Source organism: Nocardia seriolae NBRC 15557 (genome assembly GCF_007990715.1).
In the GTDB taxonomy this organism is placed as follows: Bacteria; Actinomycetota; Actinomycetes; order Mycobacteriales; family Mycobacteriaceae; genus Nocardia; species Nocardia seriolae.
Genome location: NZ_BJWY01000156.1, coordinates 1 through 14,427 on the forward strand (window position 1 = coordinate 1; position 14,427 = coordinate 14,427).

At 66.8% G+C, this 14,427-nt stretch carries 19 protein-coding genes; 2 read left to right on the forward strand and 17 right to left on the reverse strand.

All coding sequences use genetic code 11. From position 1 onward, the window contains the following. Positions 1-5: 5 nt before the first annotated feature. Positions 6-980, reverse strand: coding sequence for a LysR family transcriptional regulator (locus NS2_RS31710; protein ID WP_033091027.1), 975 nt, complete (start codon positions 978-980; stop codon positions 6-8). 162 nt (positions 981-1,142) lie between these two features. Between NS2_RS31710 and NS2_RS31715 the strand changes: the two genes are divergently transcribed. Next, positions 1,143-1,535, forward strand: coding sequence for a DUF5997 family protein (locus NS2_RS31715; protein ID WP_155240005.1), 393 nt, complete (start codon positions 1,143-1,145; stop codon positions 1,533-1,535). A 60-nt stretch (positions 1,536-1,595) separates the two neighbouring features. On the opposite strand, the gene NS2_RS38065 is transcribed toward NS2_RS31715, so the two are convergent. From NS2_RS38065 to NS2_RS31795, 15 genes are all read right to left on the reverse strand, one after another. Continuing rightward, positions 1,596-4,967, reverse strand: coding sequence for a 3-carboxy-cis,cis-muconate cycloisomerase family FAD/NAD(P)-binding protein (locus NS2_RS38065; RefSeq protein WP_230464718.1), 3,372 nt, complete (start codon positions 4,965-4,967; stop codon positions 1,596-1,598). 229 nt (positions 4,968-5,196) lie between these two features. Continuing rightward, a complete protein-coding gene (locus NS2_RS31730; protein ID WP_081986329.1) occupies positions 5,197-5,787 on the reverse strand; it encodes a hypothetical protein in 591 nt (196 codons plus the stop codon). A 218-nt stretch (positions 5,788-6,005) separates the two neighbouring features. After that, a complete protein-coding gene (gene rpsQ / locus NS2_RS31735; protein WP_033091024.1) occupies positions 6,006-6,302 on the reverse strand; it encodes a 30S ribosomal protein S17 in 297 nt (98 codons plus the stop codon). Continuing rightward, positions 6,299-6,538 (reverse strand): 50S ribosomal protein L29, encoded by a 240-nt coding sequence (rpmC, locus tag NS2_RS31740; RefSeq protein ID WP_033091023.1) that lies wholly within the window; start codon positions 6,536-6,538, stop codon positions 6,299-6,301. The genes rpsQ and rpmC overlap by 4 nt, the downstream gene beginning before the upstream one ends. Continuing rightward, positions 6,538-6,954, reverse strand: coding sequence for a 50S ribosomal protein L16 (rplP, locus tag NS2_RS31745; protein ID WP_033091022.1), 417 nt, complete (start codon positions 6,952-6,954; stop codon positions 6,538-6,540). Before rplP ends, rpmC begins: the two co-directional genes overlap by 1 nt. Positions 6,955-6,957: 3 nt before the next feature. Further along, positions 6,958-7,764, reverse strand: coding sequence for a 30S ribosomal protein S3 (rpsC, locus tag NS2_RS31750; protein WP_033091021.1), 807 nt, complete (start codon positions 7,762-7,764; stop codon positions 6,958-6,960). Further along, entirely contained in the window at positions 7,765-8,166 is a 402-nt protein-coding gene (gene rplV, locus NS2_RS31755) for a 50S ribosomal protein L22 (protein WP_033091020.1), read from the reverse strand. After that, the gene (rpsS, locus tag NS2_RS31760; protein ID WP_019931198.1) at positions 8,163-8,444 is read right to left on the reverse strand and encodes a 30S ribosomal protein S19; all 282 of its coding nucleotides are present in this window, start codon (positions 8,442-8,444) and stop codon (positions 8,163-8,165) included. Before rpsS ends, rplV begins: the two co-directional genes overlap by 4 nt. Positions 8,445-8,458: 14 nt before the next feature. Continuing rightward, positions 8,459-9,289, reverse strand: coding sequence for a 50S ribosomal protein L2 (gene rplB, locus NS2_RS31765; RefSeq protein WP_033091019.1), 831 nt, complete (start codon positions 9,287-9,289; stop codon positions 8,459-8,461). A gap of 32 nt (positions 9,290-9,321) precedes the next feature. After that, positions 9,322-9,627 (reverse strand): 50S ribosomal protein L23, encoded by a 306-nt coding sequence (rplW, locus tag NS2_RS31770; RefSeq protein ID WP_033091018.1) that lies wholly within the window; start codon positions 9,625-9,627, stop codon positions 9,322-9,324. Next, on the reverse strand, positions 9,624-10,295 hold the full coding sequence (rplD, locus tag NS2_RS31775) for a 50S ribosomal protein L4 (RefSeq protein ID WP_033091017.1): 672 nt from the start codon (positions 10,293-10,295) through the stop codon (positions 9,624-9,626). Before rplD ends, rplW begins: the two co-directional genes overlap by 4 nt. After that, entirely contained in the window at positions 10,292-10,957 is a 666-nt protein-coding gene (gene rplC / locus NS2_RS31780; RefSeq protein ID WP_033091016.1) for a 50S ribosomal protein L3, read from the reverse strand. The genes rplD and rplC overlap by 4 nt, the downstream gene beginning before the upstream one ends. 14 nt (positions 10,958-10,971) lie before the next feature. Continuing rightward, complete coding sequence (gene rpsJ / locus NS2_RS31785; RefSeq protein WP_003938093.1) at positions 10,972-11,277, reverse strand: 30S ribosomal protein S10; 306 nt, start codon at positions 11,275-11,277, stop codon at positions 10,972-10,974. Positions 11,278-11,783: 506 nt separating this feature from the next. Further along, positions 11,784-12,215, reverse strand: coding sequence for a hypothetical protein (locus tag NS2_RS31790; protein WP_033091015.1), 432 nt, complete (start codon positions 12,213-12,215; stop codon positions 11,784-11,786). Between the two features lie 252 nt (positions 12,216-12,467). Beyond that, positions 12,468-13,022, reverse strand: coding sequence for a hypothetical protein (locus tag NS2_RS31795; RefSeq protein WP_084978550.1), 555 nt, complete (start codon positions 13,020-13,022; stop codon positions 12,468-12,470). A 55-nt stretch (positions 13,023-13,077) separates the two neighbouring features. On the opposite strand from NS2_RS31795, the gene NS2_RS31800 reads away from it, so the two are divergent. Then, positions 13,078-13,554, forward strand: a complete 477-nt coding sequence (locus tag NS2_RS31800; RefSeq protein ID WP_147207386.1) for a hotdog fold domain-containing protein — start codon at positions 13,078-13,080, stop codon at positions 13,552-13,554. An 8-nt stretch (positions 13,555-13,562) separates the two neighbouring features. Here the strand turns inward: NS2_RS31800 and lppU are convergent, their stop codons facing one another. Beyond that, positions 13,563-14,210: an LppU family putative lipoprotein gene (gene lppU / locus NS2_RS31805; RefSeq protein ID WP_147207387.1), complete on the reverse strand. Its 648-nt coding sequence runs from the start codon at positions 14,208-14,210 to the stop codon at positions 13,563-13,565. Positions 14,211-14,427: the final 217 nt, after the last annotated feature.

Here is a 14,427-nt window from a genome sequence, read left to right on the forward strand (position 1 = left end):
GGACACTAGCGACCACGCCGCGTGCCCGGATTCTTCGCACCACCCTGACGCGACTTGGCCGCGGGCTTCTTGGCGGCGGGCTTCTTGGCGGCGGGCTTCTTGGCCGCGGCCTGCTTCCTCTTGTCGGGCTGCGGCTTCTTCTTGTCCGGCTGCTGACCCGACGGGGAACGGGTACTGCGCGCGGACCGACCGCGGACCACGCCCACGAATTCCTCCACCAGTTCGGTGGTAGCGGCGATCGGCCAGGCCAGCACGATTTCGGTCTCCGGCGCATCGGTGACCGTGCGATAGACCAGATCCTTGCGGTGATGCAGGCGGGCGATCGAATGCGGGACGATGGCCGCGCCGCTGACCGCCGCCACCAGTTCCATCGTCATGGCGGCGTCATCCAGGTCCGAGGCGTCCTGCATGCGCTCGTCGGTCAGATCGGTGGTGGCGACCTGCTCGAAGACGGCGATCGGATGATCCTTGGGGACGACGACCACGGGCAGCTCGCGATACAGCGGGATGGCGCTCAAGCCCTCCCGGTCGATGGGCAGGCGCACGAAACACATGTCGACAGTGCCCTCGCGCAGCGCCGACTCCTGGTCCTTCATCGGGACGGGGGTCAGTTCCAGCGCGATATCGGGGAAACGCTCACCCCAGACGCGCTCCCACTTGGTGACCGTCACGCCCGGGACGAAACCGACCCGCAGGCGCTCCGACGCGTCCGGCCGCACCTCGGGTTCCGCCGCCGCCGCGGCCGCGACGAGCTCGCGGGCCTCGATCAGCAACTGCTGTCCGTCCTCGCTCAATTGCGTCGGCTGCGCGCCCGGCACGAACAGCTTGGTACCGAGCTCCTCCTCCAGCTCGATGACCGTCGCGCTCAGGCGCTGCCGCGAAATACCCAGGCCACGCGCCGCCCTGGCGAAATGCAATTCCTCGGCAACCGCGACGAACCAGCGCAGGCGCGTCACGTCGATGGACTCCAACCGGCTCATGCTCTGCTCATCAGGCATGAGCGGGGACCCTCCGTGGTTACGCTCCGCTGCCGCCTCCGGGCCCTGACCGCTCATGCCGTCCAGGTTATTGCACCGGCCAGCAGGTACGTCCCACCCGCCCGATACCCTTGATCGGTGAGCCCGGACAAGAACCCCCAGACCATGAAACCGCTGACCGCGGCCGACAAACTCGGCATCTACCTCCCGGCAACCCCCGAGGAGTTCCGGAACTCACCCGTCACTCGCGCCCAGCTCGAGGAACTGCGCGCCAATCCGCCGCAGTGGCTGACCGATCTGCGCGCCAACGGCCCCTTCCCGCGTGACGTGGTGGCCCGCAAGCTCGGCATCTCCAACTCCGGCCTGGCCCGCAACGACATCTCCGACGCGCTGACCACCGTCGAGATCGACACCCTGCTCGCCGACCCGCCGGAATGGCTGCTGCGCGAGCGCGACAATCTCGTCGAGGTCCGCAAGGAAGCCGAACGGGTCAAGGAGAAGGAAGCCGCCCGCCGCGCGGCCAGCAACCGGCCCGCCAAGAATCGCTTCGGCAAGTGACAGCATCGGCCCGCTCCCGACTCGGGAAGCGGGCCGATGGCTTTCGGGCGCGACGGTGATTCAGTCGCCGAGCCGCCGGAGCACCCGATCCACCAGATCCGGTGCGGCCCCGAGATAGTTCTCCGGGCGCAGCAGCTCGGCGAGCTCGGGTTTGGTGAGATGCAGTGCGATATCCGGAGATTCGGCCAGCACCTCCACCAGAGCGCGAGTTGTGGTCTGCGCTTCGAAGGACGCGGCCTGGAGGGTCTTCTTGGCGATCGGCTTGCCGAGCAAGGGGGCCAGGCGGATCGAGAGGCGCTCCGAGACGATCTGACCCTCGGTGAGGGAGAGGTTCTCGGTCATCCGGTCGGCGTCGGCCATCAGGCCGGTGGCCAGCTCCACCGCCGTGTGCGCGGCGCCGCCGACCAGCAGCAGGCATTCGCGCAGTGGCTGCCATTCGGCGTGCCAGGCCCCGGCGGGGCGCTCGTCCTCGGCCAGCAGCGCGCCGAACAGGGTCGAGGCCAGGGCCGGGACCTGGAGGGCGGCCGCGCGGATCATGGTGCTCAGCACCGGGTTTCGCTTCTGCGGCATGGCGCTGGACTCGCCGCGGCCCTGGGCGGCGGGTTCGAGGAGTTCGGCGGTCTCGTTGCGGGACTGGGAGATCACGTCGACGGCCAGCTTGCCCAGCGTGCCCGAGGTCAGGGCGAGCGCGGAGGCCAGGTCGGCGATCGGGGTGCGGACGGTGTGCCACGGGGTGGCGCTCACCGTGAGGGACAGTTCGTCGGCGAACTCGCGGGTCAGACGTTCCACGATCTCGCCCGCCGGGGCCTGCGACAGCTCCGAATAGGCACAGCGGGCGCATTCGATGTAGGAGGCCAATGTGCCTGCCGCACCGCCCAATTGGACCGGCAGCGTCTCCCGGACCCGGGCCAGGCGTTCGCGGGCATCGAGCAGGCCCTGCATCCAGATCGCCACCTTCGCGCCGAAGGTGGTCGGCACCGCGTGCATGGCCAGGGTGCGGCCCGCGATCGGGGTGGTGCGGTGGCGGCGCGCCAGCTCGGCCAGGGCGGCGACAATGGTGTCCAGGTCGGCGATGATCACCGCCAGCACCCGCGCGGCGATCACCATGGTCGCGCTGTCCAGGATGTCCTGGCTGGTGGAACCGTAGTGAACGTAGTTGGCGCTCACCGGATCCACGTCAGCGACCGCGTCGTGCAGCCGCTCCACCACCGTCACCACCGGATTGGCCGCCCCGCGCGAGGCCTGGGCGATCTCACGGGTGTCGAACTCGTGCTCGCGTACCGCTTCCGCCAGGTGGGCGGTGACGGCCTCGGGCACGATGCCCAGGCGGGCCTCGGCCCGTGCCAGCGCCAGCTCCACCTCCAGCATGGCCTCGATCCAGGCGTCGTCACCCAGCAGGGACTCCACCGGTGTGCCCACCCAGACCGGGGCCAGCAGGCCGCACTCCACCGTCATATCGTGCCTTTCACACTCGTCCGGGATCTCGGAATAGCGCTGCACCCCTATGTGTTTGGGTGCGGGCGCCTCATAGCGGTGGGCGGTGAGGATCTCACGGGCGATGGCGTCGCCGTCGGCCAGGGTCACCGAGTTGACGCCCGGGCGCGGGCCCGCCGCGGTCACCCAGCGCACCGCCTCGGTCGGCACCCCGAAGGCGTAGCGGCGCTCGTGGATGCGGCCCAGCGCGTCCACCGGATGATGCGAGCCGGGCGCGATGGCCAGCCCGCCGGTGCGGTAGCGGCTGCCGTCCGGGGAGGCGATCACGTAGCCGCGCACCTCCTCGCGGCGCAACAGGTTGCGCAGCAGCGGATCCGCGGTGCGATGCAGGTCCGGTGCGGGCATCCAGGCATCGATGAGGGAACGTGCCGTCGCCACCGAATCACCCACCAGGGGTGAATCGGCCACGAAGCACTCGTGCCTGGTGTCCGCCCGGACCCGCATGCCGGGACCGGCGACCCGCACCACACCCGCGCGAATCAGGGCCGCCAGTTCCGAGATCCGATGCGCCGGTGGGCCGATGGACAGGAAGGCGTTCATCGGCGTGTACCAGCGGTCCAGGTCGTCGCGGTAGGAGGAGCCCGCGATGCCACCGTGGTCGACCACCAGCCGGACCTCGTTGCGCAGGTCGCGCAACACAGCCAGGGCCGACTTCACCGGGCCGTGCACATTGCCCAGGCGGGCCTGGTGCACATCGGCGTCGAGGTAGGCCAGCAGCCAGGCGTGGAAATCGTCCGGGTCGGTGAAACAGCGGCCGCCGGTGGGATCGGACAGGGCCTGCCAATCCCAGCGGGCCGCCGGCGGAATACCGAAGCGGTTCAGCAGTTCTTCGGTGTCCTCGGGGGTGGGGGCGATCAGGTAGCGGTCGCGGAAGGAGGCCAACCGGTGCGGGCTGACCCGGTCGGCGATGAGGCGGGTGTAGTAGACCGACTCGACCTCCCGGGCGATGTGCGGCCAGACGTCGCGCCGGAACGAGACATCGCCGTATTTCCGTGCGCGCTGCCGCAATCGGGCGATGCGGTCGGCGTTCAGGAGCAGGGGTTCGTAGCGGCCGTCGACACCCTTCTGGTGCTCGCCGCGGGCGTGATGCGGGACGCCGCGACGGCAGCCGGTGATGATGAGCGGCTCCCGGCCGGACGCGATGTACTCCACACCGCCGTCGGATTCCTTGAATCTGCCACCGCGCCCGGCCGTGAGCAGGGCCAGGTAGTCGAAGAAGGTGAGGCCCAGTCCGCGAATGATGACCGGTTCGCGCTCGGGTATGCGGTCCAGGTCGACATCGGCGGCATTGCCCGGCGGAATATAGGTGAGGCCCAGGCGATTCGCGGCCTCGGCCAGCGAGCCGGGCGTCGCGGGCGGGGAGTCGGCCAGGTGGCCCTGGGTGAGCACGACGGCATGCAGGCCGCGCAGGCGTTCGCCGGTGCTCAGCTCCAGTTCCTGGAATCCGCCGGGCCCATCCCGAATATCCAGAACGGTTGCCACGATTTCGCGCACCCGCACCCATTCGGCATATCTGTCCCGGGTGCGTTCGAACGCCCAGCGCAGGTAATGGCCGTAGAAGGCGCGCGGCGGATAGCTTTCCGGGGCGATCCGCAGCGCCTCCCGAAACGCACCGTTGGGCAGTCCCGCGAAATTGCCTATTTTCGCCAGGAAGTTCGACCATTCGTAGAGACTGGGCCCGCGTTCCACCGGCCCCGCCATCTCGACGGTGTCATCGGTGAATATCGTGACCTGCTCCGCGACCGTGTTCATGAGCAGGTGCGCGGACTGGTCGGTGCGCCAGACCGCGCCGGTCCCGACCCTTTTCGAGTCGATCACCGTCACTTCGACACCGGCAGAGAAACCTAACTGACGAGCGTTAGCGCAAACACGTTCGAAGACATTCAGACCCCGGGGCCCAACTCCAACTATGGCGATCCGCAAAACATTGTCGAGCATGCAAACTCACCGATCGCGCTCGATTAGCCGCGCCCGAATCCGGACACTTGGCCGAGGTTAGCGCGCCCCCGACAGGCGTTCAAGAATGAACGGTACGGTACGCCTGATTCGCCGTAATTGCCGAAAGTTTGTTTGCCGGAAAGGGATTCACAGCAAACTGTCCCTGTCGTGGCTCCCCGCAAACACGAAGGCCCGCCTCCTCAGGGGGCGGGCCTCGAAGATTCGACCGTCAGCAGTAGTAGCAGACGCCGTTCGCGGGGAGTTCGGTGAAGCAGGAGGCGCAGACGGCCTTGCGGGCTTCGGGGTCGGGCTTGGGAGTGGAGACGGGGCCCGCGGGGGTGATACGGCGGGGGGCGCCGCCGCCTCGGGGGACCAGGGGCGGGATGCCGCCGTCGGAGGGGATGTCGGCGCCGTAGGCGGCGTAGCACTGCCAGCGGGCGTAGGCAGCGTGGACCTCGAGGTCGGCGGGGACGGGGAGGTGCGCCAATTCCAGGACGTACTTGTAGCTTTCGCTGACCTTGTGGTTCTGCTTGACGCAGAGGGCGGTCAGGGGAGGTTCGCCGGAATTGTGGCAGCGGCGGGCCACCTTGCGCAGGATGGCGTCCATCCAGGTGCGGGTGGGGGCGTTGGTCCGGATGCCGGACATCTCCTGGATCTGCTCGGCGAGATCGTTGACGGTGACGAAATGTCCGTAGCCCGAAGCGGTTTCGGCCAGCACCTCGTGGGCGGCCAGCGCCCAGGCGACGGATGCGTCGCGGAAGGTCACCGCCTCGTGGTCGTTAGTCCGCCAGGCACCCGAAGTCGTTGCAGCATCCCTCATAGCTCAACCAAGTTAGCGCTTGAACGGGGCGACACGCCAATTCCCTTTGGATATACAGTGTTTCGGTTTGATCACACTCTCCGTGTCTGTCGCATATGCACCGTGTCGCCCGCAGATCCACTCCGAACCCACAGAAAAACACTCAGAAATAGGAAAGGCCCGCTTCCCAAATGGGAAGCGGGCCTTACGCTTACGACCGTGTCAGTCGAGGAGCGGGCTTACTTGGCCTTCTCCAGGACCTCGACCAGACGCCACCGCTTGGTGGCGGACAGCGGACGGGTCTCCATCAGCTGCACGCGGTCGCCGACACCGGCGATCTCGTTCTCGTCGTGGGCCTTCACCTTCGAGGTGGTGCGGATGATCTTGCCGTAAAGCTTGTGCTTCACGCGATCTTCCAGCTCGACCACGATGGTCTTGGTCATCTTGTCGGAGACGACGTAGCCGATGCGCACCTTGCGCGAGCCACGCTCCTCCTGCTTGGCCGGCGTCTTGGCCGGGCCCTTTACGTCGCTCATGCGGCGTCTCCCTTGCCTTCAGGACCGGTGGCCAGGCCGAGCTCGCGCTCGCGCATGACCGTGTAGATGCGCGCGATCTCGTGGCGGACCACACGCAGGCGACGGTTGTTCTGCAACTGACCGGTCGCCATCTGGAAGCGCAGGTTGAACAGCTCTTCCTTGGACTCGCGCAGCTTTGCGACGAGCGCCTCATTGTCGAGCTCGCGGAGCTCTGCAGTCGGATTAGCGGTAGCCATCAGAACTGCTCCTCCCTGGTCACGATCCGGCACTTCATCGGGAGCTTGTGCATCGCGCGGCGCAGGGCCTCACGAGCGGTCTCCTCGTTCGGGTAAGAAATCTCGAACATCACCCGACCGGGCTTGACGTTCGCGATCCACCACTCGGGCGAACCCTTACCGGAACCCATTCGGGTTTCGGCCGGCTTCTTCGTGATCGGGCGGTCCGGGTAGATGTTGATCCAGACCTTGCCGCCACGCTTGATGTGGCGGGTCATCGCGATACGCGCCGACTCGATCTGACGGTTGGTGACGTACGCGGGCTCCAGAGCCTGGATGCCGTACTCACCGAACGTCACCGCGGTGCCGCCCTTCGCCATGCCGGAACGGCCGGGGTGGTGCTGCTTGCGGTGCTTGACCTTGCGGGGCATCAGCATAGGTCAGCCCTCCTGGTTCTCTGCCGGAGCCTCCGCGACGGCAGTCGCGGCACGCCCGGCCTCAGTGCTGGTCGCGGTGGTGCCCTGGGCACCGCTGCGACGGGGACGGCTCGGACGCTCGCGACGCGGGCGGTCGTCACGGTCGCGGCCGGACGGGGCCACGGCGGTGACCTCGCGCTTGCCGCCGACGATGTCGCCCTTGTAGATCCAGACCTTCACGCCGATGCGGCCGAAGGTGGTCTTCGCCTCGTACAGGCCGTAGTCGATGTCGGCGCGCAGCGTGTGCAGCGGCACGCGACCCTCACGGTAGAACTCCGAGCGCGACATTTCCGCGCCGCCGAGACGGCCGGAGCACTGCACACGGATGCCCTTGACGTTCGGCGAACGCATGGCCGACTGGATGGCCTTGCGCATCGCGCGACGGAACGCCACACGGTTGGACAGCTGCTCGGCCACACCCTGGGCAACCAGCTGCGCATCCGACTCGGGGTTCTTGACCTCGAGGATGTTCAGCTGAACCTGCTTCTTGGTGAGCTTCTCCAGCTCGGCGCGAATGCGGTCGGCCTCGGCGCCACGACGGCCGATCACGATGCCCGGACGCGCGGTGTGGATGTCCACCCGCACGCGGTCACGGGTGCGCTCGATCTCGACCTTCGAGATGCCGGCCCGCTCCATGCCGGTGGCGAGGAGCTTGCGGATCGCGACGTCTTCCTTCACGTAGTCCGCGTACTGCTTGTCCGCGTACCAACGCGACTTCCAGTCGGTGGTGATACCGAGGCGGAAGCCATGGGGATTGATCTTCTGTCCCATTTACTTTGCCCCTCCCTTCCGGCGGCTACGAGTGGCAGCGCCGGCGGTGGGCACGCTCTCGACCTCGATGGTGATGTGGCTGGTGCGCTTGCGGATCCGGAACGCGCGGCCCTGGGCCCGCGGCTGGAAACGCTTCATGGTCGCGCCCTCGTCGACGAACGCCGTCGAGATGACCAGGGTGGCCGGGTTCAGACCGAGGTTGTTCTCGGCATTGGCCGCGGCCGAAGCCACGACCTTGGCCACGGGCTCGCTGGCGGCCTGCGGGGCGAACCGCAGGATGTTCAGCGCGTCCTCGACACGACGGCCGCGGACCATGTCCACAACGCGGCGGGCCTTCATCGGCGTCACGCGAACGTGCTTGGCGGTCGCGCGCGCGGTCGGGTTCTGAGTTTCAGTGCTCATCGCCGCTTGCTCTTCCGATCTTCCTTGACGTGGCTCTTGAACGTGCGAGTCGGCGCGAATTCACCGAGCTTGTGTCCAACCATGTTCTCGGACACGAACACCGGCACGTGCTTGCGGCCGTCGTGGACCGAGAACGTGTGACCGATGAAGTCCGGGATGATGGTGGAACGACGCGACCAGGTCTTGATGACCTGCTTCGTGCCCTTCTCGTTCTGGACGTCCACCTTCTTGAGGAGGTGCTCGTCGACGAACGGGCCCTTCTTCAGGCTGCGTGGCATGTCTAACCTCCTCCTTAACGCTTCTTGCCGCGGCGGCGGACGATGAGCTTGTCGCTGGGACGGTTGGGCTTACGGGTGCGGCCCTCGGGCTTGCCCCACGGGGAGACCGGGTGGCGACCACCGGAGGTCTTACCCTCACCGCCACCGTGCGGGTGGTCGACCGGGTTCATGACCACACCACGGACGGTCGGGCGAACGCCCTTCCACCGCATACGGCCGGCCTTGCCCCAGTTGATGTTCGACTGCTCGGCGTTGCCGACCTCGCCGATGGTGGCGCGGCAGCGCACATCGACGCGACGGATCTCACCGGAGGGCATACGCAGGACGGCGTAGGCGCCTTCCTTACCCAGCAGCTGGATGGACATGCCCGCGGCACGAGCCAGCTTGGCGCCACCGCCCGGACGCAGCTCCACCGCGTGAATGGTGGTACCGGTCGGGATCGAGCGCAGCGGCAGGTTGTTGCCGGGCTTGATGTCGGCGCCGGGGCCGGACTCGATCTTCGTGCCCTGGGCGATGCCCTTGGGCGCGATGATGTAGCGCTTCTCGCCATCGGCGAAGTGCAGCAGCGCGATGTTGGCGGTGCGGTTGGGGTCGTACTCGATGTGAGCGACCTTGGCCGGCACGCCGTCCTTGTCCAGGCGACGGAAGTCGATCAGACGGTAGGCACGCTTGTGGCCACCACCCTTGTGACGAGTGGTGATGCGACCCTGCGCGTTACGGCCACCGGTCTTGCTCAGCGGACGCAGCAGCGACTTCTCGGGGGTCGAGCGGGTGATCTCGGCGAAATCCGAGACCGAGGCGCCGCGGCGACCCGGGGTTGTCGGCTTGTACTTACGAATTGCCATGAGTTCTTCTGCCTTTCTGAAGTCCCCGCCGCTTACGCGACCGGGCCTCCGAAGATCTCGATGGGCTTGCTGTCGGCCGAGATGGTCACGAGCGCGCGCTTGGTGTCCTTGCGCTTGCCGTAGCCGAAGCGGGTCCGCTTACGCTTGCCCTGACGGTTGGCGGTGTTGACGCTGGTCACCTTGACGCCGAAAACCTTCTCAACGGCAATCTTGATCTGCGTCTTGTTCGAGTCCGGGTGCACCAGGAAGGTGTAGGTGCCGTCTTCGATCAGCCCGTAGGACTTCTCGGAGATCACCGGCGCGAGCAGAATGTCGCGGGGGTCGGCGATGGTGGTCACTTGCTCTCCTCCTGTGCAGCTTCGGCGGGGCCGTGCACGAAGGCGTTGAGCGCCTCGACCGAGAACACGACCTCGTCCGACTTCAGGACGTCGTAGGTGTTCAGCTGGTCGGGAGCGATCGGGTGCACGCCCTGCAGGTTCGCCACGCTCTTCCACGCGGTGACATCCTCGCGGCCGACGACGACCAGGATGTTCTTGCGGGTCGACAGCTCGGCGAGGAACGACTTCGCGACCTTGGTCGACGGGGTCTGTCCCGCAACCAGTTCCGTGATGACGTGGATGCGCTCGTTGCGAGCCCGGTCCGAGAGGGCGCCACGCAGCGCGGCGGCCTTCATCTTCTTGGGCAGACGCTGCGAGTAGTCACGCGGCTGCGGGCCGTGGACGGTGCCACCGCCGGCGAACTGCGGCGCACGGGTCGAACCCTGGCGCGCGCGGCCGGTGCCCTTCTGGCGGTACGGCTTCTTGCCACCGCCGGAGACCATGCCCCGGGTCTTGGTGGCGTGCGTGCCCTGGCGAGCCGCGGCCTGCTGGGCCACGACGACCTGGTGCATCAGCGCGATGTTCGCGGTCACGTCGAAGATCTCCGCGGGGAGCTCGACGGTGCCCTCGGTCTTGCCGCCGGCGGCCTTGACCGTGAGGGTCAGGTTGGTCTTGGTCTCGGTGCTCATGCCCGGGCACCACCCTTCACTGCACTCTTGACGATCACGATGCCGCCGGTGCGGCCCGGGATCGCGCCCTTGATCAGCAGCAGGCCGTTCTCGGCGTCCACCTTGTGGACCGAGAGGTTCTGCGTGGTGACGCGGTCGTTACCCATGCGGCCCGACATGCGCATGCCCTTGAAGACACGGCCCGGGGTGGAGCAACCACCGATGGAACCCGGGCGGCGGTGCACGGCCTGCGCACCGTGCGAGGCACCCTGGCCACGGAAGCCGTGGCGCTTCATGGTGCCCGCGAAGCCCTTGCCCTTGGAGGTGCCGGTCACGTCGACGTAGGCGCCCGCCTCGAAGATGTCGGCGCCGAGTTCCTGGCCGACCTCGAGGTTGGAGACATCGGCGAGACGGAGCTCGGCGATGTGGCGACGCGGGGTGACACCGGCCTTGGAGAACTGGCCGGAGACCGGCTTGTTCACCTTGCGGGGGTCGATGGCGCCGTAGGCGACCTGAACGGCGGAGTAGCCGTCGCGCTCAACGGTGCGGATCTGGGTAACGACGTTCGGGCCCGCCTTGACGACGGTCACGGGAACGACGCGGTTCTTGTCGTCGAAGACCTGGGTCATGCCGAGCTTGGTGCCCAGGATGCCCGCGGCCGGACGGCTCTTGTTGTCAGTCATATTCGAAGTCCCCGTCACTGAATGTTGACGTCGACGCTGGCCGGGAGATCGATGCGCATCAGGGCATCGACCGTCTTCGGCGTCGGGTCGAGGATGTCGATCAGCCGCTTGTGCGTACGCATCTCGAAGTGCTCGCGCGAGTCCTTGTACTTGTGCGGCGAACGGATGACGCAGTACACGTTCTTCTCGGTGGGCAACGGCACCGGGCCGACGACGCGGGCACCGGTACGGGTCACCGTCTCGACGATCTTGCGCGCAGACGCGTCGATCGCCTCATGGTCGTAGGCCTTGAGCCTGATGCGGATCTTCTGTCCCGCCACGCTGAGTGTCCTTTTCTCCGCTTACGTTGTGGCCCAAGAGGTTTCCCTCTCGTACCACCCTCATTTGCACAGCCCGAACACACGAAGACGCATCAGCCACCACACGACCGGCCCACCTGGGCCCGATCCATCGCCGCTGTTCATCTGTCATGGTTCATCCGGTCCACGCGGTCGGGCGTGTCGCTCCGCCGCTCATTCCTCGGCCCGGACCAAAATCCTGTAAGCCTCGGAATATTGTTCCGGACGCACCCACGCCGCAATCCAGCGGGGTGCAAAATTGGGTCTTGCTCACCCACGACCTGCGCTGATCCAACGGAAAAGACGCAACCCGGTGTGGGCAACCCGAATAGTATGCCTCGAGCCCCGGGGCCAGTTCAAATCGCCCCCTCCCCCGCCTCGCATCCGATGGCCCAGCTCACAACGGGTGCGACAGACCGGACAAGCCGGGCGTGAACAGCACAATGGCCGATGCGCGAAGTGATCTCGCACACCGGCCACTTCACGCGTCAGCGGTTGCGGAGGTCCTGGAGGTAGTAGTCCCAGCCGCCGAGGTCCTCAACCAACAGGAAGTTGCCCCCGTGCATCACCGGCGAGTTGACCACGGCCATGCCGACCTGCCCACCGGGCGTGCCCGCGGCCTCACCGACCACCTCGGTCAGATTGGCGTACGCCACCCCGTCGACCACGGGGATATCCGAGTAATACGGGTCGAGGGCGATCCGGTTGTTCACCCCGTTGATCTGATCGATCGCCGCCGGGATCCAAGTGTTGGCCAGCGCCACCGTCTCGTCGTGGGTCAGGTCCACGGACACGACCACACCGTGCCCCGGATTGATGTGCGGCGTGAAGGCCGCAGCCGAACCGGCGGATGCGGTGGCGGCCACAGCCGCCCCCGCGAATGCGATGCCAACGGTGGCCACCGCGGTGCGAATACGCATGATGTCGAAAACTCCCGTTTCAGAGATGTCGGCAGACGTGACGCCGACGCCGAGCCGCGCCCCCGGCGCAGCCCATCCATATAACAAGCAACCGACCGGTCTCGCATGCCGGAGGACACCGCGCCAGATTCGGCCGCCTATTCAGTGGACCCGCGAATAGCCTCGCCCACATGGACACAGCGCCCGAAGCGGACCCCACCCGCGCGGCCGTACGGCTGGAGTTGCTCTCCGAACGAATGAACCCCTCCGCATTCACATCTCATGCGGCCCGCGAGGTGGAGATGGAGGAGTTCCGCCGGGGGGACGCGTAGCGCGTATCAGGTGAACGAAGAGGCGGGCGATGAGGACTGCGGTGATCAGGCAGCCCAGGACGCCCACGGTCAATTGGATGATCCAGCGGGCACTGTCGGTGACCGCGGAATCGGCGGTCGCGCGCACTGCGATCGGGGTGCCGACCGGCACAGGGGTGCGCTGAGCGATGCCCTCGATGCGGGCCGATCCGCGGGTGCCGTCGCGGAGGGTCCAGGAGCCGTCACACCAATAGCCGCGGCGCGGGCCGTTGCCGCCAGAGGGGGTGTCGCAGCGGGTGATGCGAGCGGTGACCGGGTCGCCGGTGAGGTAGGTCTCGGCGCGCGGATAGCTGTAGGGAACCAGCAGACAGAACCAGATCGCGATGAGCCCGGCGATGAAGCGGAGCCTGCCGCGCCAGGTGTCGCCGGGTAGCCGCTGACGAAGTTGATCGCGCATGCCGATGACGAACCTGCGAACGAAGTCTCCAAAGGTCCAGGGCTTGGCGTGCTCGGCCACGCTGGAAGTCTGCCACACTGGCCCGGTTAACTTACTTCCGAGTAAGATAGCGGGCATGTCTAAAGAGACCGCTACTTATCGCGGGTGGAAGAAGCTTCCGGACAATCGGATCGGGCACACGTTGTTCTCGCTCGGGATGGTGGCTCGGGTGCCGTACTTCGGGACGGTGTTGCCCAGCGTGGTGCGGCTGGAGCCGGGGGTGTGTGAGGTGACCGCGCCGAAGTGGTTCGGGATTCACAATCACCTGGGGACGTTCCATGCGCTTGCGGCTTGCAACTTGGCCGAGGTGGCGATGGGGATGTTGTCGGAGGCGACGGTGCCGGAGACGCATCGGTGGATTCCGAAGGCCATGAATGTGCAGTATCTGGCCAAGGCGAACTCGGGGTTGCGGGCCGTGGCGAAGTTGGCTGAGGTGCCGGACTTTTCACTGATCACCGAGGGGCAGGAGCTGGTGGTGCCGGTGTCGATCTTCGACAAGGACGGGGTGGAGGTCGTGCATGCGGACATCACGACCTGGGTGACGCCGAAGTAGGCGGATGGTCAGCGGGAGCTGACGCACACCACGAAATGGCGTTGGGCGTAGACGAATCCGCGATCGCCGGCGGAACAGGTGTTGACGTCGGCGGTGGCGCCCTTGATCTCGACCACGCGCACCCGGCCGGGAGTGGCGCAGTCCACGGGCTTGGCGGAGCCTGTGGAGAGATCCATGCAGTCGCCGACCACCCAGTCGATATCCAGGCAGAGGGTGTCGTGGGAGCCGCCGGGGCGGGTCCGGGCCTGGCTACGGTCGGCGTCCTGCGGGCACTGGCCGCCGTCGGCCGCCAGATCGAAGACTTTGTATCCGGAATTGCCGCTGCCGCAGTCGGCCCGGTGAATATCGGCGGGATTCGCGCCGAATTCCACACAATCTCCGATATTCAGGTTTGACCCCGGGGTCCGCGGGGTAACGGTTTTGCGCGCCGCCGACGCGGCGGCCCCGTAGCTGGGTTCACTGATTCCGGGCTGAGCGGGCCCGTCGGCCGTGGCGGATACGGTTGCGACGGCGGCGTTTTCCACGGGACTCGGCTCTTTCCGATGCAGGCCGTCGACGTAGGACACCACGGCGGCGAACAGGCCCGCCATCGCGAGCGCAGCGGCAAATGCGGTGGCCGCCAAGGTGATTCCAGACCGGGTACGTCGGCTCGACACGTGCTGATCCTCCACAGGTGGGTTCGAACCAAGCCCCACCCTGTCCGAATTTCGTTCGAGAAGCATGACTTTCATACGCCCACCGATGGGCTCGTCGAATTGTGAACTTGCACATTTTTAAAGCAGGGATTTGGTCTTTCGATCAGATCTCGATTCCATAACGATGCACGAGGACGTCTCGCCAATTCGCTTTCCGGGCACCAAGGTTCGAACGCAA

What these genes read in the sequence shown, in the direction of transcription:
- NS2_RS31710 (WP_033091027.1), bottom strand. Translation starts at nt 980, where the DNA reads ATGAGCCGGTTGGAGTCCATCGACGTGACGCGCCTGCGCTGGTTCGTC.
- NS2_RS31715 (WP_155240005.1), top strand. Translation starts at nt 1,143, where the DNA reads ATGAAACCGCTGACCGCGGCCGACAAACTCGGCATCTACCTCCCGGCA.
- NS2_RS38065 (WP_230464718.1), bottom strand. Translation starts at nt 4,967, where the DNA reads ATGCTCGACAATGTTTTGCGGATCGCCATAGTTGGAGTTGGGCCCCGG.
- NS2_RS31730 (WP_081986329.1), bottom strand. Translation starts at nt 5,787, where the DNA reads ATGAGGGATGCTGCAACGACTTCGGGTGCCTGGCGGACTAACGACCAC.
- rpsQ (WP_033091024.1), bottom strand. Translation starts at nt 6,302, where the DNA reads ATGAGCGACGTAAAGGGCCCGGCCAAGACGCCGGCCAAGCAGGAGGAG.
- rpmC (WP_033091023.1), bottom strand. Translation starts at nt 6,538, where the DNA reads ATGGCTACCGCTAATCCGACTGCAGAGCTCCGCGAGCTCGACAATGAG.
- rplP (WP_033091022.1), bottom strand. Translation starts at nt 6,954, where the DNA reads ATGCTGATGCCCCGCAAGGTCAAGCACCGCAAGCAGCACCACCCCGGC.
- rpsC (WP_033091021.1), bottom strand. Translation starts at nt 7,764, where the DNA reads ATGGGACAGAAGATCAATCCCCATGGCTTCCGCCTCGGTATCACCACC.
- rplV (WP_033091020.1), bottom strand. Translation starts at nt 8,166, where the DNA reads ATGAGCACTGAAACTCAGAACCCGACCGCGCGCGCGACCGCCAAGCAC.
- rpsS (WP_019931198.1), bottom strand. Translation starts at nt 8,444, where the DNA reads ATGCCACGCAGCCTGAAGAAGGGCCCGTTCGTCGACGAGCACCTCCTC.
- rplB (WP_033091019.1), bottom strand. Translation starts at nt 9,289, where the DNA reads ATGGCAATTCGTAAGTACAAGCCGACAACCCCGGGTCGCCGCGGCGCC.
- rplD (WP_033091017.1), bottom strand. Translation starts at nt 10,295, where the DNA reads ATGAGCACCGAGACCAAGACCAACCTGACCCTCACGGTCAAGGCCGCC.
- rplC (WP_033091016.1), bottom strand. Translation starts at nt 10,957, where the DNA reads ATGACTGACAACAAGAGCCGTCCGGCCGCGGGCATCCTGGGCACCAAG.
- NS2_RS31790 (WP_033091015.1), bottom strand. Translation starts at nt 12,215, where the DNA reads ATGCGTATTCGCACCGCGGTGGCCACCGTTGGCATCGCATTCGCGGGG.
- NS2_RS31800 (WP_147207386.1), top strand. Translation starts at nt 13,078, where the DNA reads ATGTCTAAAGAGACCGCTACTTATCGCGGGTGGAAGAAGCTTCCGGAC.